The sequence below is a fragment of the Streptococcus oralis subsp. tigurinus genome, from assembly GCF_002093545.1.
GTDB lineage: Bacteria > Bacillota > Bacilli > Lactobacillales > Streptococcaceae > Streptococcus > Streptococcus oralis_C.
The window spans coordinates 453,945-476,159 of record NZ_LNVF01000001.1 but is presented as its reverse complement, the minus strand read 5'-3'; the positions used below and the strand labels follow the sequence as shown (position 1 = coordinate 476,159).

The following is a 22,215-nucleotide window of genomic DNA, read 5'->3' as shown; positions in this document are numbered from 1 at the left end:
TAAAAATAAAAATTCTTGTGCTACAATGAAATGAGAAAGAATTGAGGTTATTTATGGAAATTTGCCAGCAAATATTAGAGAAAATCAAAGAATACGATACTATTATCATTCATCGTCATATGAAACCAGATCCTGATGCCTTAGGGAGTCAAGTGGGCTTGAAAGCTCTTCTCACACACCATTTTCCAGAAAAGACTATCAAAGCAGTCGGTTATAACGAACCAACTCTAACCTGGATGGCGGAAATGGATCTTGTTGAAGATAGTGACTACCAAGGAGCTCTTGCTATTATTTGTGATACAGCAAATCGTCCTCGTATCGATGATAAACGTTATGAACAAGCTGATTTTACCATCAAAATCGATCACCATCCAAATGATGATGTTTATGGTGACCTATCTTGGGTGGATACAAGTTCAAGCAGTGCCAGTGAGATGATTACTCTATTTGCTCAAGAAAATCAGCTGGCTTTGTCTAGTGAAGCGGCACGACTTCTCTATGCAGGAATTGTCGGGGACACAGGGCGTTTTCTTTACCCGTCAACTAGTGCTCGTACCTTTAGAATAGCTGCCCAGCTCCGAGAAGTTGATTTTGACTTTGCTGGATTGTCTCGTCAAATGGATACCATGAGCTTCAAGATTGCAAAACTTCAAGGCTATGTCTATGATCACTTAGAAGTTGATGAGAACGGAGCCGCACGCGTTCTGCTTACTCAAGAAATCTTGAAAGAATATAAGGTTACGGATGCTGAAACAGCTGCGATTGTAGGAGCACCTGGTCGAATTGATACTGTTAAGGCTTGGGCTATCTTTGTTGAACAAGCTGATGGTCACTTCCGTGTGCGTATGCGCAGTAAAATCACTCCCATCAATGAGATTGCCAAACGTCACGATGGGGGCGGACATCCATTAGCTAGTGGCGCCAATTCCTATAGTCTAGAAGAAAACGAAATCATCTACCAAAAATTAAAAAACTTGCTTAAAAACTGATAAAATACTTGCCAAACTTTTCAGAATCTGATAGACTAGTAAGGTAACAATCTATGGCTCGCAAAGAGACCATGGCAGAAAGGAAATATTGCAAAATGAAAAAAGATATCCATCCAGAATATCGCCCAGTTGTCTTCATGGACACAACTACTGGTTACAAATTCCTTAGCGGTTCAACAAAACGCTCTAACGAAACTGTTGAGTTCGAAGGCGAAACTTACCCATTGATCCGTGTGGAAATTTCATCAGACTCACACCCATTCTACACTGGACGTCAAAAGTTCACTCAAGCAGATGGACGCGTGGATCGTTTCAACAAAAAATACGGTCTCAAATAATCATAAAAAGAACAGTTACCACTGTTCTTTTTTTTACTTCTTTTTATGTTTTAATGAACCAACCACTACTATTATCTCAATATCAAGCTTCAAGCTAGTACCGAAAACTAATTTGAACAAGTTTAAAAAATATCAAAAAGAAGTTTGATATTAAGAATGGTTAAGATAATGGAAACTGCGTAACCTAAGATTGTGTTCCACTTGGCATTGGTGAATTCTCCCATCAGTGACTTTTTAGAGGTTAGATAAATCAAGGGGAAAATTGAAAACGGAAGAGCGATTGAAAGAAAGACCTGTGAATAGACCAATAACTGATCCAAGGTTTTTTCTTGATACCCAAATAAAACGGCGACTATAATCACAGGTAGCAAGGCAAAAATACGGGTACCGATACGGATAAGCCACTGAGGCAATCTTAGATGTAAGAAACCTTCCATGACAATCTGTCCTGTCAAAGTGCCTGTAATGGTCGAATTTTGACCACTTGCTAAGAGGGCTAGAGCAAATAAAGTTGACAAGGTTGAGCTGGCTATCGCTCCTGCTATTGTCGAATCCTGTAAAGCATTGTACATTTGGGAGAAAGCTGAAATTTCAGATGCATGACCAAAAAAGAGGGAGGCACCTAAAATGAGAAGTAAGGAATTGACAATAAAGGCTAGGGACAACTGAAGATTTGAATCCCAGGTCATAAAGCGAACTGCTTTTCGAACATCCTTCTTATCTTTGTGATTGATTTTCCTTGTTTGGGATAGAGAGGAATGGAGATAGAGATTATGGGGCATGACTGTCGCTCCTACAATCCCTAGAGCCAAGGTCAATTGACTTTCATGACCCGGTAACGGTGTTTCAAATAAAGTTGAAGTTGGCAAATAACCACCAATGATCCCCTGGATACTTGGATTGGATAAGGCCACAAGATAGGTAAAGATGGCTAATATGGTTAAAATAAGGGTCGTAACAATAGATTCAATTTTTTTGAAACCAAATTTCATCAATAAAAGTAACAAAAATACATCTAAAACGGTTAGGAGGATAGCGACCATAATCGGTATTTTAAACAAAAGATTTAAGGCAATCGCTGAACCTAGAACCTCAGCCAAGTCTGTCGCCATTAAAGCTAATTCTAAAATCACCCACAAACTATAGCGAAGCCACTTGGGAGCATGATGAGCTGTTGCCTGTGCTAGGTCCATCCTAGTCACGATACCGAGCTTCCCAGTCATCTGTTGTAGCTGCATGGCGATGATGGATGAAATTAAAATAACAAATAAAAGGCTGTACTTGTAGGAGGCGCCACCAACCACACTGGTGATCCAATTTCCAGGATCCATGTAGCCAACTGCCACAAGTGCACCAGGTCCTAAGAATGCTTTTAGATTTTGCCAAAAATGATTGTTATTTGGAGTCTCAATAGATTGATTGATCTCAGAAAGAGAGACTTTTTCATAAGAGGACATAGGGATTTCCCACTTTCTAATCTGTCTTTACATATTTCTTAATAGAATATTTTTTTGAAAGAATGATGAAAATAGTTTACCTATTTCCAATTCACCCTTATTATATCACATTTTAGAATGATTCCTAATAAAAGAAATGATAGTTGAAATAAACAATATCAGTATTGTAAAAGCCAGAGTTTTTTGACGCTGGCTTTAAAACTGTGAAAAATATTTCTCAACTAGATCGCTTCTGTGACAAAACTACGGCTTTCAAGCACCTTAAGCATGGCATTAGCTGTATCTAGGGCTGTAAAGAGTGGCACACCGTGTTCAATGGCTGAACGACGGATTTGCTCACCATCTTCGTCAGCAGTTCGTTTGGTTCCGACAGTATTGATGATCGCTTGGATTTTTCCTTTACGGACATAGCTTGGGATATCCTGTTCATCGTCACCAATCTTACCAACAGGTTGGGCTTCTAGTCCATGACTGGCAAAGAAGGTTGCTGTCCCTTCTGTTGCGAGGATACCATAGCCAATATTTTGGAAACGGCGAGCCAAGTCCAAGGCTTCATCTTTAGCATCATCTGCAATAGTGAATACAACATTCCCGAAGGTTGGTAAGTGAAGATAAGAAGCTTCAAAGGCCTTATAGAGAGCTTTTTCAAGAGTAGTATCAGAACCCATGACTTCACCTGTTGACTTCATTTCAGGACCGAGCAAGCTATCTACCTTAGCTAGTTTCGTAAAGGAGAAGACAGGCGCCTTGATATGAACGCGAGTGCTTTCTGGATAAAGGCCATCTTGGTAGCCAAGTTCTTCAAGACTTTGACCAAGAATGAGCTTAGTCGCTACCTGAGCCATAGGAATATTAGTTACCTTAGAAAGGAATGGCACCGTACGGCTGGCACGTGGATTGACCTCAATAACATAGACTTTTTCGTCCTTGATGACAAACTGGATGTTCATCATCCCAAGACAATTAAGACCGATTGCTAGGCGTTTGGTATAGTCTGCGATGGTTTCCTGCACCTTTTGAGACAAGGTTTGTGGTGGGTAAACGGCCATTGAGTCACCTGAGTGGACACCGGCACGTTCGATATGCTCCATGATACCAGGGATAAGGACATTTTCTCCGTCTGAGATGGCATCAACTTCACACTCTTGCCCAACGATGTAAGAGTCAACAAGAACAGGGTGATCTGGACTAGCCTTAACAGCGGTACGCATGTAAGAACGGAGGTCTTCCTCATTTTCAACGATTTCCATAGCACGTCCACCCAAGACATAAGATGGGCGAACTAAGACTGGGAAGCCAATCTTGCGAGCTGCAAGCACTGCTTCTTCTTCATTGGTAGCCGTTTGTCCTGGTGGCTGTGGAATATCCAAGTCTTTAAGAGCTTGCTCGAAGAGGTCGCGGTCTTCGGCACGGTCTAAGTCAGCGACTTGCGTACCAAGGATAGTCACCCCTGCTTTTGCCAATGGCTCCGCAAGGTTGATGGCTGTTTGACCACCGAACTGAACGATAACCCCTTTTGGTTGCTCCAAGTCAATAACATTCATAACATCTTCAAAAGTTAATGGCTCAAAGTAGAGCTTATCAGATACCGAGAAGTCGGTTGAAACAGTCTCTGGGTTTGAGTTCATGATGATGGCCTCATAACCAGCTGCCTGGATAGCCTTCACCGAGTGAACTGTTGCATAGTCAAACTCAACCCCTTGTCCGATACGGATTGGACCTGAACCTAGGACTAGGACGGATTCCTTATCAGACTTGATAGACTCATTTTCCCATCCATAAGTTGAATAGAAATATGGTGTTTCAGAGTCAAATTCTGCCGCACAAGTATCGACCATCTTGTAAACTGGGACAATCTTGTTTTCCAAGCGAAGTTGGCGAACTTGGTCGGCAGTCGTTTCCCAAAGCTCCGCAATCTTACGGTCTGAGAAACCATTGAGTTTAGCTGTTTTCAAAACTTCTAAATCTTGTGGATGGGCACCCAATTCCTGCTCAATTTCAAAGATGTGCAAGAGTTTATCCAGATAGAAGATATCAATCTTAGTCAATTCAGCAATTTCTTCTGGAGTATAGCCACGGCGAATGGCTTCTGATACGTAGAAGAGACGGTCATCTTGGGCTTTAACAACTTTTTCAATCAAGGCATCATCAGAAACTGCTGCAAGTTCAGGCATTTCATTGTGGTGCACCCCAATTTCAAGGGAGCGACAGGCCTTAAGGAGAGATTCTTCGATGTTTCGACCGATAGCCATGACTTCTCCAGTGGCCTTCATCTGTGTCCCAAGACGGCGCTCACCTTTTTCAAACTTGTCAAATGGGAAACGTGGAATCTTAGCAACGACGTAGTCAAGAGCTGGTTCAAACATAGCATAAGTTGAACCTGTAACTGGGTTGATGACCTCATCCAGAGTCAAACCAACGGCAATCTTGGCAGCCAATTTGGCAATCGGATAACCCGTCGCCTTAGAAGCAAGAGCTGACGAACGCGATACACGAGGGTTTACTTCGATAACATAGTACTTGAAGCTATGCGGATCAAGGGCCAGCTGAACGTTACACCCACCTTCAATCTTGAGGGCGCGGATAATGCTCAAGCTCGCGTCACGTAGCATTTGGTTTTCATAGTCTGACATGGTTTGCGCAGGAGCAAATACGATAGAATCCCCTGTATGAATCCCAACTGGGTCAAAGTTTTCCATGTTACAAACAACCAAAGCATTGTCAGCTGAGTCTCGCATAACCTCGTATTCGATTTCTTTGAAACCTGCGATTGAACGTTCAATCAAACATTGGGTAACAGGTGACAGTTTCAACCCATTTTCAGCGATTTCACGCAATTCTTCCTCGTTGGCACACATACCACCACCAGTACCACCAAGGGTAAAGGCTGGACGAACGATAACAGGATAGCCGATTGATGCCGCAAAGGCAACAGCTTCTTCTACTGTGTTGACAATTTCAGATTCAGGGATGGGTTGCTCAAGCTCTTCCATCAATTGTTTAAAGAGGTCACGGTCCTCAGCTTGGTCGATGGCCGATAATTTAGTACCCAGAAGTTCGACACCAAGCTCATCTAGAATACCGTTTTTAGATAATTCCATGGCCATATTGAGCCCTGTTTGACCACCAAGAGTTGGAAGCAAAGCATCTGGACGTTCCTTACGGAGAATACGTGTCACAAACTCGAGTGTAATCGGTTCGATGTAGACCTTGTCCGCAATCTCCTTGTCCGTCATGATGGTGGCAGGGTTTGAGTTTACCAAGACAACTTCATAACCTTCTTCTTTCAAAGACAAGCAGGCCTGGGTCCCCGCGTAGTCAAACTCAGCAGCCTGACCAATAATAATCGGACCAGAACCAATCACCATAATTTTTTGAATATCAGTACGTTTAGGCATTTATAAGATATTAAGGGCGTCAAGCGGACAAAGCTAAAATAGGAGTTATGACGAAGAACTATCAGTTCTAGGAATAACTATCTTTTTAGCACCGTCCGTAGCCCGTATTCAGTTCAGCAAATACGGACCACCCTTCTCCTTTCTATTCGGCAACTCTCGGGTTGCCATTAAATAAATTCTCCGACGATTTTTTAGAGAAACGATATTTTTCGATAAAAAATCTAGTGCAGGGAGTTTTTAGTTCGCCCGATAGCGACTAAAAGAAACACCCTGCCTTTCTATTCGTCGCCTCACAGAGCGACATTAAATAAGATATAAAGGACGAATAGAAAGCGATTGAATTTTAGGAAACCAAGGAAGGATTGACAATCCAAGTCGGTTTCTCTAAATTCCGAGCTTTCCGTCCGTGTTCAGTTACATAAATTCTCCGACGAGATTTTACTCGTTCTTAGTTTGATTGTTTAAAGGCTTCCATCATCTCGATAAATTCATCAAATAGGTAGCTTGCGTCGTGTGGACCAGGAGCTGCGTCTGGGTGGAATTGTACAGAAAAACCTGGTTGGTATCTGTGGCGAACTCCTTCAACTGATTTATCATTGATTTCTTCGTGGGTAATGATCAAATGATCTGGCAAGTCCTCACGGCTAACTGCATAACCGTGGTTCTGGCTAGTGAAGTCTATACGGCCTGTAGCAATCTCACGTACCGCGTGGTTAAATCCGCGGTGACCAAATTTCATCTTGTAGGTCTTAGCCCCATTTGCCATGGCAAAGAGTTGGTGTCCCATACAAATTCCGAAAATTGGAATTTTCCCTTGCACACCACGAATCATGTCCAGTGCTTCTGGAACATCTTCTGGGTTACCTGGACCATTTGACAACATAACTCCGTCAGGATTGAGGTGGAGAATTTCTTCCGCTGTTGTTGAATATGGAACGACGGTCACGTTACAGTTGCGTTTGGAAAGTTCACGTAAAATTGAGTGCTTAAGACCAAAATCCACTAGCACCACGCTCAAACCAACTCCAGGAGCTGGATAGGATGTTTTAGTAGAAACCTGCTTGATATTGTCTGTCGGCAGGACTGTTGCTTGAAGCTGGTCCGTCACATGGTCCATACTGTCTCCAACATGAGTCAAGGTTGCACGCATAGTACCGTGCTTACGAATAATCTTGGTAAGTGCACGCGTATCAATTCCTGAAATCCCTGGAATTTTCTTGGCTTTCAAAAATTCATCCAAGGTCATTTGGTTGCGCCAGTTGCTAGCTCGACGTGCTTCTTCAAAAACGACAACTCCCTTACAAGTCGGAATAATGGATTCGTAATCATCACGATTAATTCCATAATTTCCCACCAAAGGATAAGTAAAGGTCAAGATTTGTCCATTATAAGACTGGTCTGTAATGGACTCTTGGTAGCCGGTCATCCCTGTGTTAAAGACGATTTCGCCTGTTACATCAATATCTGCTCCGAAGGCCTTGCCTTCAAAAACTGTGCCATCTTCTAATACTAGAAGTCTTTTTGTCATATTTTCACCTCTCGTGGACGCTCACTGGCGTCTTTTAACGTCCTGTGTTTTAGTTGGCGTTTCTACTCGCCAATACGGATTCTAAGATTGCCATTCGAACAAAGACACCGTTAGTCATTTGTTGGACAATGCGTGATTTTGGCGCTTCAACCAAGTGGTCAGCAATTTCCACATCGCGATTCACTGGAGCCGGATGCATAATAATGGCTTCTTCTTTTAAGCGATTATAGCGTTCTTGGTTCAAGCCGTGTTGGGCATGGTAGTCTTCTTTTGAAAAGACTGCACCACTATCATGGCGTTCATGTTGAACGCGGAGCAACATCAAAACATCCACCTGATCAACAATCTCATCAATAGTTACAAACTGTCCATAGTCCGCAAACTCTTGACTTCTCCATTCCTCAGGTCCTGCAAAGAAAAGTTCAGCTCCCAAGCGTTTCAAAATTTGCATATTGGATTTGGCAACACGTGAATGATCCAAGTCACCTGCAATAGCAAGCTTGAGACCCTCAAAGTGACCAAATTCCTCATAAATGGTCATCAAATCAAGCAGGCTCTGACTAGGGTGTTGACCTGAACCATCTCCACCATTGATAATGGAAGTCGTAATGGTTGGACTCGTAATCAATTCTTTGTAATAATCGACCTCTGGGTGGCGAATCACGCAGACATCTACACCAAGCGCAGACAAGGTTAGGATTGTGTCATACAGTGTCTCACCCTTGTTTACTGAGCTGGTCTTCACATCAAAGTCCAGTCGCTCCAGCCCTAGCTTAATCTCTGCCACTTCAAAAGATTTATGCGTCCGTGTAGAATCTTCAAAGAAAAGATTGGAAACAATCGGATGGTCTTCATAAGGAAGCTGGGCTCCATTTTTAAACTCAATCCCTCGTTTGATCAATTTCATCACTTGATCAACAGTGAGGTCTTCCATGGAAACCACATGGTTCAATGCTTGTTGATTTTCTGACATGGCTACTCCTTCAGCTTTCTAAGCTTCTTCAGTAATCAGAACTCTGTCTTGGCCATCAAGTTCTGTCATCTCTACGATGATCTCTTCAGAACGGCTGGTTGGGATATTTTTCCCAACGTAATCTGGACGGATTGGCAATTCTCTATGTCCACGATCTACTAGCACCGCAAGACTCACGCGCGCAGGACGACCATGTCCGACAATGTTATCGATAGCAGCACGGATGGTACGACCTGTATAAAGCACATCATCCACCAAGATAACTTCACGGTCTGTCACATCAACAGAAATCAAAGAAGTATCTTCTCCGCTTTTAACATCATCACGGAAAGGTTTGGTGTCCAATTCCACAACAGGAACAGTGATATTTTCCAACTGCTCCAAGCGTTCTTTGATACGATGAGCGATGAAAACACCACGCGTTTTTATCCCAGCTAGGATAATCTTATTCAAATCTTTATTGCGCTCAATAATCTCATAAGTAATTCGCGTAATCGCTCGTTTGACAGTCAATTCGTCTACAACTTCTTTTGTCTTCATGACAAACCTCCAAAAAGAAAAGTCTCCTTAAACAAGGAGACTTGAAATGTATAGCTAAGCGAGCCTTACTGGAAACAGTATAGACTTCACCCTTCTACTTTATCGCGCTCCTTGCCTGCCTCACGGGACAGGTTTAAAGGAATATTTAGTTATCATTTAATATAGCACAAAGCCCCCTTAAAATCAAGCAAAAACTTTTTCAGAGCCCCCTCAAACATTACTAAAATCATATAATTGGGGATAGTGGTCACATTCTGGATTTTTGGGATGGCAAATAGCTCGTCCAAAGTAAATCATGGCCTGGTGGGCTGCTAACCACTCTTCTGGTGGTAGAACGTCCATGACACGTTTTTCTACTTCAAGTGGCGTAGCTGATTTTTTAACGATATCGTGATGCTTACAGATACGCTCCACATGGGTGTCCACTGCAAAAGCAGGAATTCCAAACCCCACACTCAGTACTACATTTGCTGTTTTACGACCAACACCAGCTAGACTTTCTAATTCCTCTCTAGTCTGAGGCACTTGACCATCAAAATCGTCTAGTAACTGTTGGGCACATTTTTTAAGAAATTTAGCCTTATTTCGATACAGTCCTAGACGGGAAATATGTGAGGCAATTTCACTTTCAGTCGCGACAGACATGGCTTGAGGCGTTGGAAAGGCTGCAAAGAGGCCTGGTGTGGCCTTATTTACTGCGGCATCTGTGGTCTGGGCTGACAACATCACTGCAACCAGTAGTTCAAAATGATTAGTAAAATCAAGACTAGGCTTAGCATCTGGAAAAAGGGCAATAATTTCCTCTATGACATGACGGGCACGTTTCTTGGATAAAACCATCTACTCGTCTCCATTAAATAGTCCTTGTAAACCTGCAAAAGGACTATTTTCTTCTTTCTTGACTGCTTGTTGGGCCTGGTATTCTTCCTCAGTCATGATTTGCCAGTCATTCCCTGACACAAAACCTTGGCCCGCCTCTTCTTCTGCCGTCAAGACCTTGATTGGAATATTGAGCAAGATATTATCTGCTACGCTCTCAGCAAGGTCGATTTCCCCATTTTCGATAGGTAGGACCAAGTCATCGTCTAAAACTTCCTGATCTAGTTGGTTGGTTGCGCCTTCCATGAAAACCTCTGTCACTGGATAAGATTCTGCCAACTCAACTGGCTCCATACTGCGGCTGGAAGCAAGGACAATGGTATATGACAACTGATAGTCTAAGAAATACAGACGGTCTTCGTACTGCACCTTCCCCACAGCAAGGATATCTTTGACATCTAAAATCTCTTGATTTCGTTTACGCAAGTCTGCTGCCAGGTCTAAAGCTTGTTCAAAGTGTAGACCTTCAGGCTGCTTACGAATTTCTTGAATATTTAACTTCATATTTCCTCCATAAAGATGTACTCACTTGATTATACCATGAAAAGGCTATAAGTCAGCCTCCCAAACTTTGATATTAAAATTTCATTTTTTAACATATTTACTATGGCATATTTTCTGATTAGTGCTATACTATAGGCAAGAATACATCAGAGCAAGGAGGATGCTCATATAGAAGACAAAGCACTGATTAACGAAGCTTACCAACTCCTTTCCGAGTTAAATAAAAGCTACCAAAGTTGCAAACAAGGTACAGCCGATGATTTCCGTCTACAAGAACAGCTGAACAGCACTCTCAAGGAACTTAAAAAAGCGGAAAAGCTTGACAACAGTCTCTTAATCGACCTTGAGAAATTTTACCAACGTACCAGTCTATTGATTGGACTTGGTAGCCTAAAACTGAACGATCAAGCTCGAACTGCTTGGCGCAACTATGACAAGTTCCATTACGAGCACGTCAAACACGTACTAACTCTCTATGGACCTGTTTTTGGATTCTGATACTTTTCGAAAATCTCTTCAAACCACGTCAGCTTCGCCTTGCCGTTGGTATGGGTTACTGACTTCGTCAGCTCTATCTGCAACCTCAAAGCTGTGCTTTGAGCAGTCTTCGGATCGCTTCCTAGTTTGCCCTTAGATTTTCATTGAGTATAAAAACTAGAATTTCCTGTTTTCTATTGACAAAATTTCCTCAAAAGTATAGGATAGAGGTACTAATACTCGGAGGTAAGGGAGACATGAACAACTAAGTCTATCAAATAAAGAACCTTTATTTAGTAGATCTTGTTTTTGTCTCTTTTTGTGTGCTCTTTTTATACTAGATTTTCTAGTATCTTGTCCCCATTGAAAATCAAAAAACTAGAAAGCTATGCTCCTCTTGGGTTGGGTTAGGCAGCTTCAAGCTAGTTTGACAAGCTTTTCAACGAGGATAATAGAGTTTTGACAGTGACTTTGGGCTCTACTAGATAAAGTAGAGCTTTTTGTTATGCACTATGGACATTCTAGAAAGGGCAACAATATGATAAAAATCAATCATCTAACCATCACGCAAAACAAAGATCTACGAGATCTTGTATCTGACCTAACCATGACTATCCAAGACGGAGAAAAGGTTGCTATTATTGGTGAAGAAGGAAATGGTAAATCGACTTTACTACGAGCTTTAATGGGGGAAGCATTACCTGATTTTACTATCAAGGGCGACATTCAGTCTGACCTTCAATCACTGGCCTACATTCCTCAAAAACTAGCTGAGGACCTGAAAAAGAAAACTCTACATGACTACTTCTTTTTGGATTCTGCTGATTTAGACTACAGTATTCTTTATCGTTTGGCGGAGGAGTTGCACTTTGATAGCGACCGTTTTGCTAGCGACCAAGAAATTGGCAGTCTATCAGGGGGCGAAGCTTTGAAAGTTCAACTCATCCATGAGTTGGCAAAGCCTTTTGAGATTCTATTTTTAGATGAACCTTCAAATGACTTAGACCTTGAAACGATTGATTGGCTAAAAGGTCAAATTCGAAAGATTAGGCAAACTGTTATTTTCATTTCCCATGATGAAGACTTTCTTTCTCAAACTGCGGATACTATTGTCCACTTGCGACTGGTCAAGCATCGGAAAGAAGCAGAAACGCTAGTCGAGCATTTAGACTATGATCGCTATAGTGAGCAGAGAAAGGCTATTTTTGCCAGACAAAGCCAGCAAGCTGCTAACGACCAACGAGCCCATGATAAAACCATGGAAAAACATCGTCGCGTTAAGCAGAATGTAGAAAATGCTTTGCGAAATACTAAAAATGATGTTGCTGGGCGCCTACTGGCTAAAAAGATGAAAACTGTTCTTTCTCAAGAAAAACGCTACGAAAAGGCAGCTCAGTCCATGACACAAAAGCCACTTGAAGAGGAGCAAATCCAACTTTTCTTTTCAGATATCCAACCATTACCGGCTTCTAAAGTTTTAGTCCAACTGGAAAAGGAAAATTTGTCCATTGGCGAGCGCATTTTAGCTCAGGAGTTACAACTAACTATCCGTGGTCAAGATAAAATCGGTATTATCGGGCCCAATGGTGTTGGAAAATCGACTCTGTTAGCCAAGTTGCAACAACTCCTAAGCGACAAAAGAGAAATTTCGCTTGGTTATATGCCACAAGATTACCACAAAAAACTGGAATTGGATCTATCGCCAGTAGCCTTTCTCAGCCAGACAGGGCAAAAAGAGGAATTACAGAAAATCCAATCCCACTTAGCCAGTCTCAATTTCAGTTATCCAGAGATGCAACACCAAATCCGTTCCTTATCTGGTGGGCAACAAGGCAAACTACTTCTATTGGATTTAGTTCTGCGCAAACCAAACTTTCTCATTCTGGATGAACCCACACGAAATTTCTCTCCCACTTCCCAACCCGAAATCAGAAAACTCTTTGCCTCTTATCCAGGTGGTCTGGTCACTGTTTCGCATGACAGACGTTTCTTAAAAGAGATTTGTACGAGTATCTATCGTTTGACAGAGGAAGGTTTGGAAGTCGTTGATTTACAAGATTTATAACTTTTGAACATAGCAAAAATCCAGAGGCGAACTCTGGATTCTTTGTGCTGTTTGAGCTAACTCAAACAGCTTGAAAGATACTCACTTAATCAGAAGAACAACTTTGTTGCACTTGACTTGACAATTAAGGAAAAAATTGTTTTTCCATCTCTGCCACTTAACTACAAATTAAATAATTTATAACTAGTATTCTTTTTTCTCCATAATCATAACGGACAATTTTACTGCAAGCCCTATGATTAATATGCTTACAACTAAAATTCCTAAGCAAATCATTGATATAGAATTCTTACTAAAAATCTCCATTAGTTCTGCAAGAAAATTTGACTTTTCTTTTAACAGTGTTGATAAAGCAAATATTAAGAAATAAGTGATTACCATAATGAGTCTACCCTTTTCAGCACCATATTTAAGAATAAATGGTAATTGAATGGCAGACATAAGTATACTAGCAGCTAATGTAATTAAAGCAATAAACACTATATTATCCAATGACATTTGATTTTTTGTCATCAACAGTACAAAAATGCAGATTGAACCAACCAAACCAAAGGCAAATGCAAAGAAAAACTTGCTCAACACATAACTGCTCTTTTTTATTGGCATCGAAAATGCAAACTGTTCGAAATTTGATTTTGTATCATAGCCAAAGGCGATTGCAGTAAGTATGAGCGGAATCATTACACATATTAACGGAACCATAAACAATTCATTTTCATAAATTCCATATACAGCCAGTGCAATACTGATAGTAACCGTTAATAATAATGTCTTTTTTAAAGTTGCTATATCTTTCAAAATTAATGATGTCATTATTGTCTCACTCCTTTCACAAAGTAAATCATAATATCCTCAATTGACGGTTTTTGTAACTTGATACCATCAGGTACAAGACTCTTTTTAACAAGTAACTCTTGCCCAAAAGAATGTATTCTTCTTCCTACAATGGCTTCTTCATCAATGTTATTTACTTCTTCATTGGATAAAGTACATATACCGTAGTTTTCTTTTAACTCATCTTTTGTTTCCATAAATAAGATTTTTCCATTGTGAATAAAAGCAATGTAATCTGCCACTTTTTCTAAGTCAGATAAAATATGGGAAGAAATAAGAATTGTATGATTTTCATCTTGCATAAAATCTAATAACAAATCCAAGATTTCCTCTCTTACAATTGGGTCAAGCCCACTTGTTGCTTCATCTAAAATCAAAAGTTCAGCATTGTGAGATAAAGCAACAGCCATTGAAAGTTTCATTTTCATACCACGAGAATAGTTTTTAATCATCTTTTTATGTGGTAAATTGAATTTTTCAACGAATCCATAAAACTGCTTTTTATCCCATTTTGAATAAACTCTATGACAAAACTTTTCAACATCGATTAATGTCATTTCTTCCGGCACTAACAAATCATCAAATACCACTCCAAGTTTATCTTTCAGTTCAACACTATTAGGATTTTCCTCATCTAAAAGTCTTATATCGCCAGAGTCTTTTCTTAAAAGCCCAAGTAACAATTTTATAGTTGTACTTTTACCAGCTCCATTCTGTCCGATATATCCAACTATTGTTCCTTTCGGAATAGTAAGATTTACCGGTCCTAGTTTAAAACTGTCAAATGTTTTTACTAAATCTTTAATTTCAATAGCATATTTACTCATATTCACCCTCCACATAACTCTTTAACATTTTTATCAATTCATCACTGGATACATCTGCAATTTCTGAAAGTTCAACTACTTCTTGAAGCTTCGATTCAATTTTCTTTAAGTATTCTTCTCGAATTAGTTCTTTATTTTGTGCTGCAACAAAATTACCTTTTCCTTGTACCGAATTTATAAACCCGTCTAACTCTAATTCATCAAAAGCTCTTTTTGCAGTTAACATACTTACTCTTATTTCTTTCGCTAAGAATCTTATCGAAGGTAGTTGTTCTCCCACTTTCAAATCTCCAGAAATGATTTGTGCTTTAATTTGATTTTTTATTTGCAGATATATTGGTTCATCACTGGAATTATTTATCTGTATATTCATCATCAACCCCCTACTGTTATTTGTGTTTTAACTGTTATTATTATAGCATAACAGTTAAAACATTGCAATATCTAAAAAGAAGCAGACAAAAATTTTTTCCCGCTTCTTCTCATTACTATCTAAATTCTTTCAGCAACTCTCTTAGCTTTTCCAATATCTTATTTCTTCTCTTTATGAGAGCTGGATGAGATATTTTTTTCATTTCAGCCACCAAACGAATAGTTTCATCATTGAAATAAAGTCTATCAATGATTTCTCTTTCTTCATCATTTAATTTTGATAGTGCATCTCGCACTGCCTCAATCATCCTCTGTGTCTGAACGTTTTTATCTACATCAAAACCCTCATCAACTATACTATCCTCAAAATGTCCATCATTTTCAAAAGACGAGAAAAAAGCAGGTGATTTCTTCTATCCACCTGCTTCAAATATTTTTCGGCTCTATAATATTTGTAGTGGGTAAATCCCCTATGGATATTATGGAGCTTATTTTAGCTTTTCTTCAACCCACTACAGTTGACAAAGAGCCATTTTTTCTACATATGTTTCAAACGCTCAATTCGTTCTGAGATAGGTGGGTGGGTGTAAAATAGTTTTTGGAGTCCGCCACCTTTCTTGGGATCATTGATATACAGAGCGCTGCTGGCATCATCTACATGGTGATGCATTGGCTCGCTATTGTCCAACTTGCGCAAAGCATTGATCATCCCTTGAGGATTGCGAGTCAGCTCCACACTGGATGCATCCGCCAAAAATTCCCTCTGACGGGAAATGGCTAATTGCACCAAGGTTGCTGCGAGAGGTGCTAGAACAATGGCTAAGAGAGAGATAACAAGCATGATAATCTCCAAACCATTTCCATCACGATCATTATCGCTCCGTCTGCGACCAGCGCCACCCCACCACATCATCCGTCCTGCCATACTAGACAGAAGGGTAATGGCACTAGCAAGCGCTACAGCAATAGTCGAAATGCGGATATCGTAGTTCCGGATATGACTGACTTCATGGCCCATAACAGCTTCTAACTCCTCACGATTCATGATAGCTAAGAGACCCGAAGTGGCTGCGACTGCTGCATTCTGCGGGTTTGAACCTGTTGCAAAGGCATTTAAAGATGAATCCTCAATGATGAAAACACGCGGCATGGGAATCTGAGCCACCATAGCCATATCTTCTACTACATGGTAGAGGTCTGGAGCTGTTTGCTCATCAACCTCACGCGCCCCATTCATAGACATGACAATCTCTGTCGATTGAAAGATCATGGTCAGAGCGTAGATAAGACCAATAATCAAGGCAATAATCATGCCCCCAATACCTGAGCGCATGAAGAGATAGCCAACCGCATAACCAACCAAGGCCAAGAGTAGGAAGAAAACCAGCAACAAAATCCAAGTTTTTCGTTTATTGCTCGCAATTTGATCAAACAACATCTTAGTCACCTAATCCGCTAAAGTCAACTTTAGGAACTGCCTTTTCCTCTTCAGGTGTTTGAAGGAAGTCTGCAGCTTTAAAGCCAAATAGTCCTGCGATGATGTTACTTGGGAAACTTTCAAGTTTTACATTGTAGTTGCTGACAACACTGTTGTAGAGTTGGCGTGAGTATGAAATTTTATTTTCTGTATTGGTCAACTCTTCTTGCAATTTGATAAAGTTAGCACTAGCTTTCAAGTCTGGGTAATTCTCTGCTACTGCAAAGATACCAGAAATCTGGCGGGTAAGGGCATCACTGGCCTCCATAGCTTCTGCCGGTGAAGTTGCTGCGGCTACTTGTCTACGAAGTTCTGTCACTTTTTCCAAGGTAGAACCTTCATATTTCGCATAGCCTTTGACTGTTTCAATCAAGTTTGGGAGGAGATCATTACGACGCTTCAACTGAACATCTATCTGGCTCCAAGCCTCCTTGGTCTGCATACGATTTTTAACCAAACCGTTATAGCTAACAATCACAAAAATAACAATCAGAGCCAAAACTCCAAGAATAATCCAAGTCATAATCTTATTCCTTTCTGCTTTTAGATTACTACCAGTATATCAAAATTTTAACGAATATGGTAAAATAAGATGATACTAGAGAAGGAAACTACTATGAAACCAGAAACATTTTACAGCCTACTAGCTGAGCAAAATCTTCCACTTTCGGACCAGCAAAAGAATCAATTTGAACGCTATTTTGAACTCTTAGTCGAGTGGAATGAAAAGATTAACCTGACCGCTATTACAGATAAAGAAGAAGTTTATCTCAAACATTTTTATGATTCGATTGCACCTATTCTGCAAGGCTTGATCCAAAATGAGAATATCAAACTTCTTGATATCGGAGCTGGGGCAGGATTTCCTAGTCTTCCTATGAAAATCCTCTATCCTCAGTTAGATGTGACCATCATTGATTCGCTAAATAAGCGCATCAACTTCCTCCAACTATTGGCTCAAGAGCTGAATTTGGACGGAGTTCACTTCTACCATGGACGGGCAGAAGACTTTGCTCAAGACAAGAACTTCCGTGCCCAGTTTGATGTGGTGACGGCTCGTGCGGTTGCCCGTATGCAGGTTTTGTCTGAGCTGACCATTCCTTATCTTAAAGTCGGCGGAAAACTCTTGGCACTCAAGGCCAGCAATGCTCCTGAAGAATTGCTAGAAGCCAAGAATGCCCTCAATCTCCTCTTTAGCAAGGTAGAGGACAACCTCAGCTATGCCCTACCAAATGGAGATCCGCGCTACATCACTGTGGTCGAAAAGAAAAAGGAGACGCCTAACAAGTACCCAAGAAAGCCTGGCATGCCCAATAAACGCCCGCTTTAAACAATGGTGTGCCCTTGTTTAAAGTTCATAAAACAATTTACAAAATCTGCCTCTCTCTCGCATTTATGGGCTCGGGAAAAATTCGTTTACAAAACGAATTTTTTCTGCTATACTATCCTAAGCAAAGGTTTTTAATGTCATCCTGTGAGGTGACGAAGGCGCAGATTTATATAAATTTTTAAAAGATAGCTATTTTTTAAAAAGTCTTACTCTGAGGGCCTATTGCTGCAAAATAATGGGCTCTTTTTTGGTGCCCAAAAGTGAGGTTTTTATGAAACAGGAATCAACTGTTGACTTGTTACTAGACGTTGATCAACGTCCTTCTGCTGGTAAAGGTATTCTTCTAAGCTTCCAGCACGTGTTTGCCATGTTTGGTGCAACCATTCTCGTTCCCTTAATTTTGGGAATGCCCGTGTCGGTTGCTCTCTTTGCTTCCGGTATTGGAACACTTATCTACATGATTTCTACTGGCTTTAAGGTTCCAGTTTATCTAGGTTCTTCATTCGCCTTTATCACAGCTATGTCTTTAGCCATGAAAGAAATGGGAGGCGATGTATCTGCCGCTCAAACTGGGGTTATCCTGACTGGTTTAGTCTATGTTCTTGTAGCGACAAGTGTTCGTTTTGCAGGTACGAAATGGATTGACAAACTCTTGCCCCCAATCATTATCGGACCTATGATTATCGTTATCGGTCTTGGTCTTGCTGGTTCTGCTGTAACGAATGCTGGACTTGTAGCAGATGGAAACTGGAAAAATGCCCTTGTAGCCGTTGTTACGTTCTTGATTGCAGCCTTTATCAATACAAAAGGAAAAGGTTTCCTTCGTATCATTCCTTTCCTCTTCGCCATCATTGGTGGGTACATTTTCGCAATGCTTCTTGGTTTGGTTGACTTTACCCCAGTCCTTCAAGCCAACTGGTTTGAAATTCCTGGTTTCTACTTGCCATTTAGTACAGGTGGAGCCTTTAAAGAGTACAACTTGTACTTCGGTCCTGAAACAATCGCCATCTTGCCAATCGCTATTGTAACAATTTCAGAACACATCGGAGACCACACAGTTTTGAGCCAAATCTGTGGCCGTCAATTCCTGAAAGAACCAGGACTTCACCGTACTCTTCTCGGTGACGGTATCGCGACATCTGTATCAGCCTTCCTCGGTGGACCAGCTAATACGACCTACGGCGAAAATACAGGGGTTATCGGGATGACTCGTATCGCTTCTGTCTCTGTTATCCGTAACGCGGCCTTCATCGCCATTGCACTTAGCTTCCTTGGTAAATTCACTGCCTTGATCTCAACAATCCCAAGTGCTGTGCTTGGTGGCATGTCCATCCTTCTCTACGGAGTTATCGCCAGCAACGGTCTAAAAGTTTTGATTAAAGAGCGCGTTGACTTCAGTCAAATGCGTAACCTCATCATTGCTAGTGCCATGTTGGTACTTGGACTTGGTGGAGCCATCCTCAAACTTGGCCCAGTTACACTTTCAGGTACTGCTCTATCAGCCATGACAGGAATTATCTTAAACTTGATTTTGCCACACGAAAATAAAGACTAATCATCTATACACACAAAATCCACTCGATTGAGTGGATTTTTTAATTACTTACTCTTTATTTCCAGCAGTAAATCTTTCAAAGAAATAATGGTCACGGCTAGTAAAATCATGGCCATGCCGACAAAATCAATCGCATAAAACTGTTCCTTCATAATCAGAAAGGCAAAGAAAACGGCAGAAATTGGCTCTATGGAAGCTAATAAACTAGACTTAACAGGGCCTATCAGACTAGCTCCTTTTAGAAAAGCTGTATAAGCAAAGACAGTTCCGATGATGATAATCCCAGCAAATGCAAAGAGAAAATCCAAGCTGGTCGGTATGCTGGCCTGTAAGACTCCTGTGAAAGGAATAGCCACTACACCAGAAATAACCATCCCGACACCAATCACCAAAATACTGCCCCACTTCTTAATCAAAGCGATGGGAAGGATAATATAGAGGGCATAGGTTAGGGCAGAAAAGAGGCCCCAGAAAAGACCAGCAGGTGTGACAGACAACTGGTCAAGTTCCCCATGCGTCGCGATAAGAAACGTTCCTCCAATTGCTAAACCAATCGAAATAATCTCAGCCAGAGTAGGCGCCACCTTGTCCTTGATACAAGTATAAACCAAGATCCCAACGGGGCATACATACTGGAGAACTGTCGCCGTGCCAGCATTGGTTTCCTGAATGGCAGAAAGATAGGCAAACTGGTTTAAGAAAAGTCCAAACAAGGCAAACAACAGCATAGATAAAAGACTTTTTCTGTCTTTTAAAAAAGCATAGAGTTTATCCTTTGCAGTCATATAGGATAAGACTACCAGTGCCAAACCTGCAATGATAAGCCGCAGATTGGTCAAGACTAGAGCAGAAATCCCGTGTGCCATCAGGTATTGGCCACTGGTTCCAGACAAACCCCAAGCAATCCCTGCCACTACTGTATACAGAGTTCCTTTTACGGTTTTTGACATGCTTCTCCCTACTCCTCTTGACGAATCATTTCCATCACTTGATTTCGGTCAACTATCCACTGGGCACGCTCATCCTTTTCATACGTTCGATTGGACAGAAAGATGGCAGCTTCCTGCTTCTCCCGATTCCACATAATAAAGGTACCTGTATAACCCGTATGGTCGAGCCAAGCTCCTTCCAGATTCCAGGCTAGGGAACGCTCCTTATCATCTAAAGGAGAGAAATTTCGGCTCAAATCTGCTGCAAAATCATCTTTCAAGTAATGTTCCAGAAAGATTTGCAAATCCTTAACAGTTGAAAACAGACCTGCACTCCCAGCATGTTTGCCTAAAAGACGGGCTTTGGGATCGTGGATCTTTCCAGCCTCTACTCCTCTCACTGTTGGAACAGCTCGCTCAACGGGGCCAAACATGGTTTCCTTCATTCCCCATGGTTCCAAAACTTGCTCTTCTATAATCTGATTCAGGTCTTGGTTAAAGACTGTTTCCAAAAGAAAACCCAAGAGTAAAAAGTGGACATCCGAGTATAAGAAGACTGGCTGATTTCGTCTGTTGAGGTGAAACATGGCTTCTTTTAATTCAGGGGCAGTCAAGAGATCCCGATTTGGAATAAAGGGGTCTAAGTCTGTGGCATGGGTCAGAAGTTGCCGTATAGTGATATCAGGATAATCACACTCCGGTAAAAAATCCGTCACCGGTCGATCAATATCGAATTTGCCCTGCTGCCACAAGAAGGTAAAGACTGTCCCTACTCCCACAACCTTACTCACACTGGCTAAGTCATAGACTAACCCTGACTCTGTTTTCAAACCTTTCTCAGGATCACTCAAGCCCAGATAAGACTCTCTCCATTCACCATCCTTATAATACACAAAAGAGGCCCCGGGATAGACCCCTGCCTCGATTTGATTTTCTATTTTTCTTAGAATTTTTTCCAACTTCATGCTTCTTCAAACCACAATTCAATGTTATTAGTATCTTTACCCAGGAAGAATTTTTCAGACTTAGGGACAAAGTAGCCTGTCTTTTCAAATTTCTGACGAAGACTGGTTAGATCAAAATTTCTTACTAAAAATTTCAACATCGTCAGGTCCCAAGTGACATTGTTTTCAACAGCCAAATCTGGCCCTTGCCCTTTAGTAAAGGTGACTGCTTGCGCTACTCCTTCAGGATCAAGTAAGCTCTCTGTCCCCTCAGGCAAACGCAACTCCATAGAAACCTCAAATTGACTCAAGTATTTTATACTTTTATTTGAATAAAATTCAGGAATCGTATCTAGCGGAACTAAGTCTTCAATATGATTTTCCGCATGAACAAGGATCACATCCTGTTCAGGAGAAACAATCTCAAAAGCATAACCACAGCTTCCTTTAAATAGGCGAGGAAGGGACTTCATCTGTGAAAGAAGGTCCTCGATTTCAGAAGGATTCTCAACTTTTACCAAGAGTCTAGCTAACTTCTTAACTCCTTCAACTCTGCGTGTTCGCATGCTCGGAGCTTCTTCTAGAATCAACCTCTCCGTACCTGTCTGGTCTCCCAAGGAAAGAAAGGCCGACTCTTCTAACAAGGGTTTCATCCCTAGGGTTTCAATGTAAAATTTTTCATTTAATTTTCGGTTATTAACTTTCACAGTCGGAATGATCCGAACAATCTCATTCACACTCATAAATTCCTCCAACTCTTTTATTTTAAAGGATTTTAAGATTTTTTACAAGCTATTCT

Annotated in this window: 21 protein-coding genes and 1 pseudogene; 6 read left to right on the top strand and 16 right to left on the bottom strand. The window is 41.0% G+C overall.

Annotated features, from left to right (window positions below; translation table 11 throughout):
- Positions 1-53: 53 nt before the first annotated feature.
- Positions 54-989: a DHH family phosphoesterase gene (locus ATE34_RS02355; protein ID WP_084875463.1), complete on the top strand. Its 936-nt coding sequence runs from the start codon at positions 54-56 to the stop codon at positions 987-989.
- Between the two features lie 95 nt (positions 990-1,084).
- A complete protein-coding gene (locus ATE34_RS02350) occupies positions 1,085-1,327 on the top strand; it encodes a type B 50S ribosomal protein L31 (protein WP_000710762.1) in 243 nt (80 codons plus the stop codon).
- 122 nt (positions 1,328-1,449) lie between these two features.
- Here the strand turns inward: ATE34_RS02350 and ATE34_RS02345 are convergent, their stop codons facing one another.
- The 7 genes from ATE34_RS02345 to ATE34_RS02315 all read right to left on the bottom strand — a co-directional run bounded on the left by ATE34_RS02345 (position 1,450) and on the right by ATE34_RS02315 (position 10,606).
- On the bottom strand, positions 1,450-2,784 hold the full coding sequence (locus ATE34_RS02345) for an Nramp family divalent metal transporter (protein WP_084910937.1): 1,335 nt from the start codon (positions 2,782-2,784) through the stop codon (positions 1,450-1,452).
- Between the two features lie 221 nt (positions 2,785-3,005).
- Entirely contained in the window at positions 3,006-6,182 is a 3,177-nt protein-coding gene (carB, locus tag ATE34_RS02340) for a carbamoyl-phosphate synthase large subunit (protein ID WP_084910935.1), read from the bottom strand.
- Between the two features lie 448 nt (positions 6,183-6,630).
- The gene (locus ATE34_RS02335) at positions 6,631-7,710 is read right to left on the bottom strand and encodes a carbamoyl phosphate synthase small subunit (RefSeq protein ID WP_000166845.1); all 1,080 of its coding nucleotides are present in this window, start codon (positions 7,708-7,710) and stop codon (positions 6,631-6,633) included.
- Between the two features lie 49 nt (positions 7,711-7,759).
- The gene (locus ATE34_RS02330; RefSeq protein WP_084910932.1) at positions 7,760-8,683 is read right to left on the bottom strand and encodes an aspartate carbamoyltransferase catalytic subunit; all 924 of its coding nucleotides are present in this window, start codon (positions 8,681-8,683) and stop codon (positions 7,760-7,762) included.
- 18 nt (positions 8,684-8,701) lie between these two features.
- Positions 8,702-9,223, bottom strand: a complete 522-nt coding sequence (gene pyrR / locus ATE34_RS02325) for a bifunctional pyr operon transcriptional regulator/uracil phosphoribosyltransferase PyrR (RefSeq protein ID WP_000850018.1) — start codon at positions 9,221-9,223, stop codon at positions 8,702-8,704.
- Between the two features lie 210 nt (positions 9,224-9,433).
- A complete protein-coding gene (gene nth / locus ATE34_RS02320; protein WP_000244435.1) occupies positions 9,434-10,063 on the bottom strand; it encodes an endonuclease III in 630 nt (209 codons plus the stop codon).
- On the bottom strand, positions 10,064-10,606 hold the full coding sequence (locus ATE34_RS02315; protein WP_000773192.1) for a YceD family protein: 543 nt from the start codon (positions 10,604-10,606) through the stop codon (positions 10,064-10,066).
- A 168-nt stretch (positions 10,607-10,774) separates the two neighbouring features.
- Between ATE34_RS02315 and ATE34_RS02310 the strand changes: the two genes are divergently transcribed.
- Positions 10,775-11,104: a helicase BlpT gene (locus ATE34_RS02310; RefSeq protein ID WP_084910931.1), complete on the top strand. Its 330-nt coding sequence runs from the start codon at positions 10,775-10,777 to the stop codon at positions 11,102-11,104.
- Positions 11,105-11,588: 484 nt separating this feature from the next.
- Positions 11,589-13,148, top strand: coding sequence for an ATP-binding cassette domain-containing protein (locus ATE34_RS02300; protein ID WP_084910929.1), 1,560 nt, complete (start codon positions 11,589-11,591; stop codon positions 13,146-13,148).
- 183 nt (positions 13,149-13,331) lie between these two features.
- Here the strand turns inward: ATE34_RS02300 and ATE34_RS02295 are convergent, their stop codons facing one another.
- The 6 genes and pseudogenes from ATE34_RS02295 to ATE34_RS02270 form a co-directional block, all read right to left on the bottom strand.
- Positions 13,332-13,961: an ABC-2 transporter permease gene (locus ATE34_RS02295; protein WP_000202415.1), complete on the bottom strand. Its 630-nt coding sequence runs from the start codon at positions 13,959-13,961 to the stop codon at positions 13,332-13,334.
- On the bottom strand, positions 13,961-14,809 hold the full coding sequence (locus ATE34_RS02290; protein ID WP_000049613.1) for an ABC transporter ATP-binding protein: 849 nt from the start codon (positions 14,807-14,809) through the stop codon (positions 13,961-13,963). The genes ATE34_RS02295 and ATE34_RS02290 overlap by 1 nt, the downstream gene beginning before the upstream one ends.
- Positions 14,802-15,182 (bottom strand): GntR family transcriptional regulator, encoded by a 381-nt coding sequence (locus ATE34_RS02285; RefSeq protein ID WP_001025497.1) that lies wholly within the window; start codon positions 15,180-15,182, stop codon positions 14,802-14,804. The genes ATE34_RS02290 and ATE34_RS02285 overlap by 8 nt, the downstream gene beginning before the upstream one ends.
- Positions 15,183-15,297: 115 nt before the next feature.
- A pseudogene (locus ATE34_RS02280) lies at positions 15,298-15,659 on the bottom strand (RNA polymerase sigma factor).
- A 60-nt stretch (positions 15,660-15,719) separates the two neighbouring features.
- Positions 15,720-16,619, bottom strand: a complete 900-nt coding sequence (gene htpX, locus ATE34_RS02275) for a zinc metalloprotease HtpX (protein ID WP_084910927.1) — start codon at positions 16,617-16,619, stop codon at positions 15,720-15,722.
- Position 16,620: 1 nt separating this feature from the next.
- On the bottom strand, positions 16,621-17,181 hold the full coding sequence (locus ATE34_RS02270; protein WP_084910925.1) for a LemA family protein: 561 nt from the start codon (positions 17,179-17,181) through the stop codon (positions 16,621-16,623).
- Positions 17,182-17,274: 93 nt separating this feature from the next.
- On the opposite strand from ATE34_RS02270, the gene rsmG reads away from it, so the two are divergent.
- Both rsmG and ATE34_RS02260 read left to right on the top strand, forming a co-directional pair.
- Entirely contained in the window at positions 17,275-17,988 is a 714-nt protein-coding gene (gene rsmG / locus ATE34_RS02265; protein ID WP_000801951.1) for a 16S rRNA (guanine(527)-N(7))-methyltransferase RsmG, read from the top strand.
- A gap of 271 nt (positions 17,989-18,259) precedes the next feature.
- Complete coding sequence (locus ATE34_RS02260; protein WP_162279571.1) at positions 18,260-19,543, top strand: uracil-xanthine permease family protein; 1,284 nt, start codon at positions 18,260-18,262, stop codon at positions 19,541-19,543.
- Between the two features lie 44 nt (positions 19,544-19,587).
- Here ATE34_RS02260 and ATE34_RS02255 read toward each other — a convergent pair whose 3' ends face one another.
- From ATE34_RS02255 to ATE34_RS02245, 3 genes are read right to left on the bottom strand one after another with little or no spacing between them, the layout of a single operon-like run.
- Positions 19,588-20,493, bottom strand: a complete 906-nt coding sequence (locus ATE34_RS02255; RefSeq protein ID WP_084910921.1) for a DMT family transporter — start codon at positions 20,491-20,493, stop codon at positions 19,588-19,590.
- An 8-nt stretch (positions 20,494-20,501) separates the two neighbouring features.
- Complete coding sequence (locus tag ATE34_RS02250) at positions 20,502-21,437, bottom strand: serine hydrolase domain-containing protein (RefSeq protein ID WP_084910919.1); 936 nt, start codon at positions 21,435-21,437, stop codon at positions 20,502-20,504.
- Positions 21,434-22,159, bottom strand: a complete 726-nt coding sequence (locus ATE34_RS02245) for a CppA N-terminal domain-containing protein (RefSeq protein ID WP_084910917.1) — start codon at positions 22,157-22,159, stop codon at positions 21,434-21,436. Before ATE34_RS02245 ends, ATE34_RS02250 begins: the two co-directional genes overlap by 4 nt.
- Positions 22,160-22,215 lie beyond the last annotated feature (56 nt).

What these genes read in the sequence shown, in the direction of transcription:
- ATE34_RS02355 (WP_084875463.1), top strand. Translation starts at nt 54, where the DNA reads ATGGAAATTTGCCAGCAAATATTAGAGAAAATCAAAGAATACGATACT.
- ATE34_RS02350 (WP_000710762.1), top strand. Translation starts at nt 1,085, where the DNA reads ATGAAAAAAGATATCCATCCAGAATATCGCCCAGTTGTCTTCATGGAC.
- ATE34_RS02285 (WP_001025497.1), bottom strand. Translation starts at nt 15,182, where the DNA reads ATGAATATACAGATAAATAATTCCAGTGATGAACCAATATATCTGCAA.
- ATE34_RS02345 (WP_084910937.1), bottom strand. Translation starts at nt 2,784, where the DNA reads ATGTCCTCTTATGAAAAAGTCTCTCTTTCTGAGATCAATCAATCTATT.
- ATE34_RS02245 (WP_084910917.1), bottom strand. Translation starts at nt 22,159, where the DNA reads ATGAGTGTGAATGAGATTGTTCGGATCATTCCGACTGTGAAAGTTAAT.
- rsmG (WP_000801951.1), top strand. Translation starts at nt 17,275, where the DNA reads ATGAAACCAGAAACATTTTACAGCCTACTAGCTGAGCAAAATCTTCCA.
- ATE34_RS02255 (WP_084910921.1), bottom strand. Translation starts at nt 20,493, where the DNA reads ATGTCAAAAACCGTAAAAGGAACTCTGTATACAGTAGTGGCAGGGATT.
- ATE34_RS02330 (WP_084910932.1), bottom strand. Translation starts at nt 8,683, where the DNA reads ATGTCAGAAAATCAACAAGCATTGAACCATGTGGTTTCCATGGAAGAC.
- nth (WP_000244435.1), bottom strand. Translation starts at nt 10,063, where the DNA reads ATGGTTTTATCCAAGAAACGTGCCCGTCATGTCATAGAGGAAATTATT.
- carB (WP_084910935.1), bottom strand. Translation starts at nt 6,182, where the DNA reads ATGCCTAAACGTACTGATATTCAAAAAATTATGGTGATTGGTTCTGGT.
- ATE34_RS02270 (WP_084910925.1), bottom strand. Translation starts at nt 17,181, where the DNA reads ATGACTTGGATTATTCTTGGAGTTTTGGCTCTGATTGTTATTTTTGTG.
- pyrR (WP_000850018.1), bottom strand. Translation starts at nt 9,223, where the DNA reads ATGAAGACAAAAGAAGTTGTAGACGAATTGACTGTCAAACGAGCGATT.
- ATE34_RS02250 (WP_084910919.1), bottom strand. Translation starts at nt 21,437, where the DNA reads ATGAAGTTGGAAAAAATTCTAAGAAAAATAGAAAATCAAATCGAGGCA.
- ATE34_RS02315 (WP_000773192.1), bottom strand. Translation starts at nt 10,606, where the DNA reads ATGAAGTTAAATATTCAAGAAATTCGTAAGCAGCCTGAAGGTCTACAC.
- ATE34_RS02300 (WP_084910929.1), top strand. Translation starts at nt 11,589, where the DNA reads ATGCACTATGGACATTCTAGAAAGGGCAACAATATGATAAAAATCAAT.
- ATE34_RS02260 (WP_162279571.1), top strand. Translation starts at nt 18,260, where the DNA reads ATGAAACAGGAATCAACTGTTGACTTGTTACTAGACGTTGATCAACGT.
- ATE34_RS02295 (WP_000202415.1), bottom strand. Translation starts at nt 13,961, where the DNA reads ATGACATCATTAATTTTGAAAGATATAGCAACTTTAAAAAAGACATTA.
- ATE34_RS02335 (WP_000166845.1), bottom strand. Translation starts at nt 7,710, where the DNA reads ATGACAAAAAGACTTCTAGTATTAGAAGATGGCACAGTTTTTGAAGGC.
- ATE34_RS02290 (WP_000049613.1), bottom strand. Translation starts at nt 14,809, where the DNA reads ATGAGTAAATATGCTATTGAAATTAAAGATTTAGTAAAAACATTTGAC.
- htpX (WP_084910927.1), bottom strand. Translation starts at nt 16,619, where the DNA reads ATGTTGTTTGATCAAATTGCGAGCAATAAACGAAAAACTTGGATTTTG.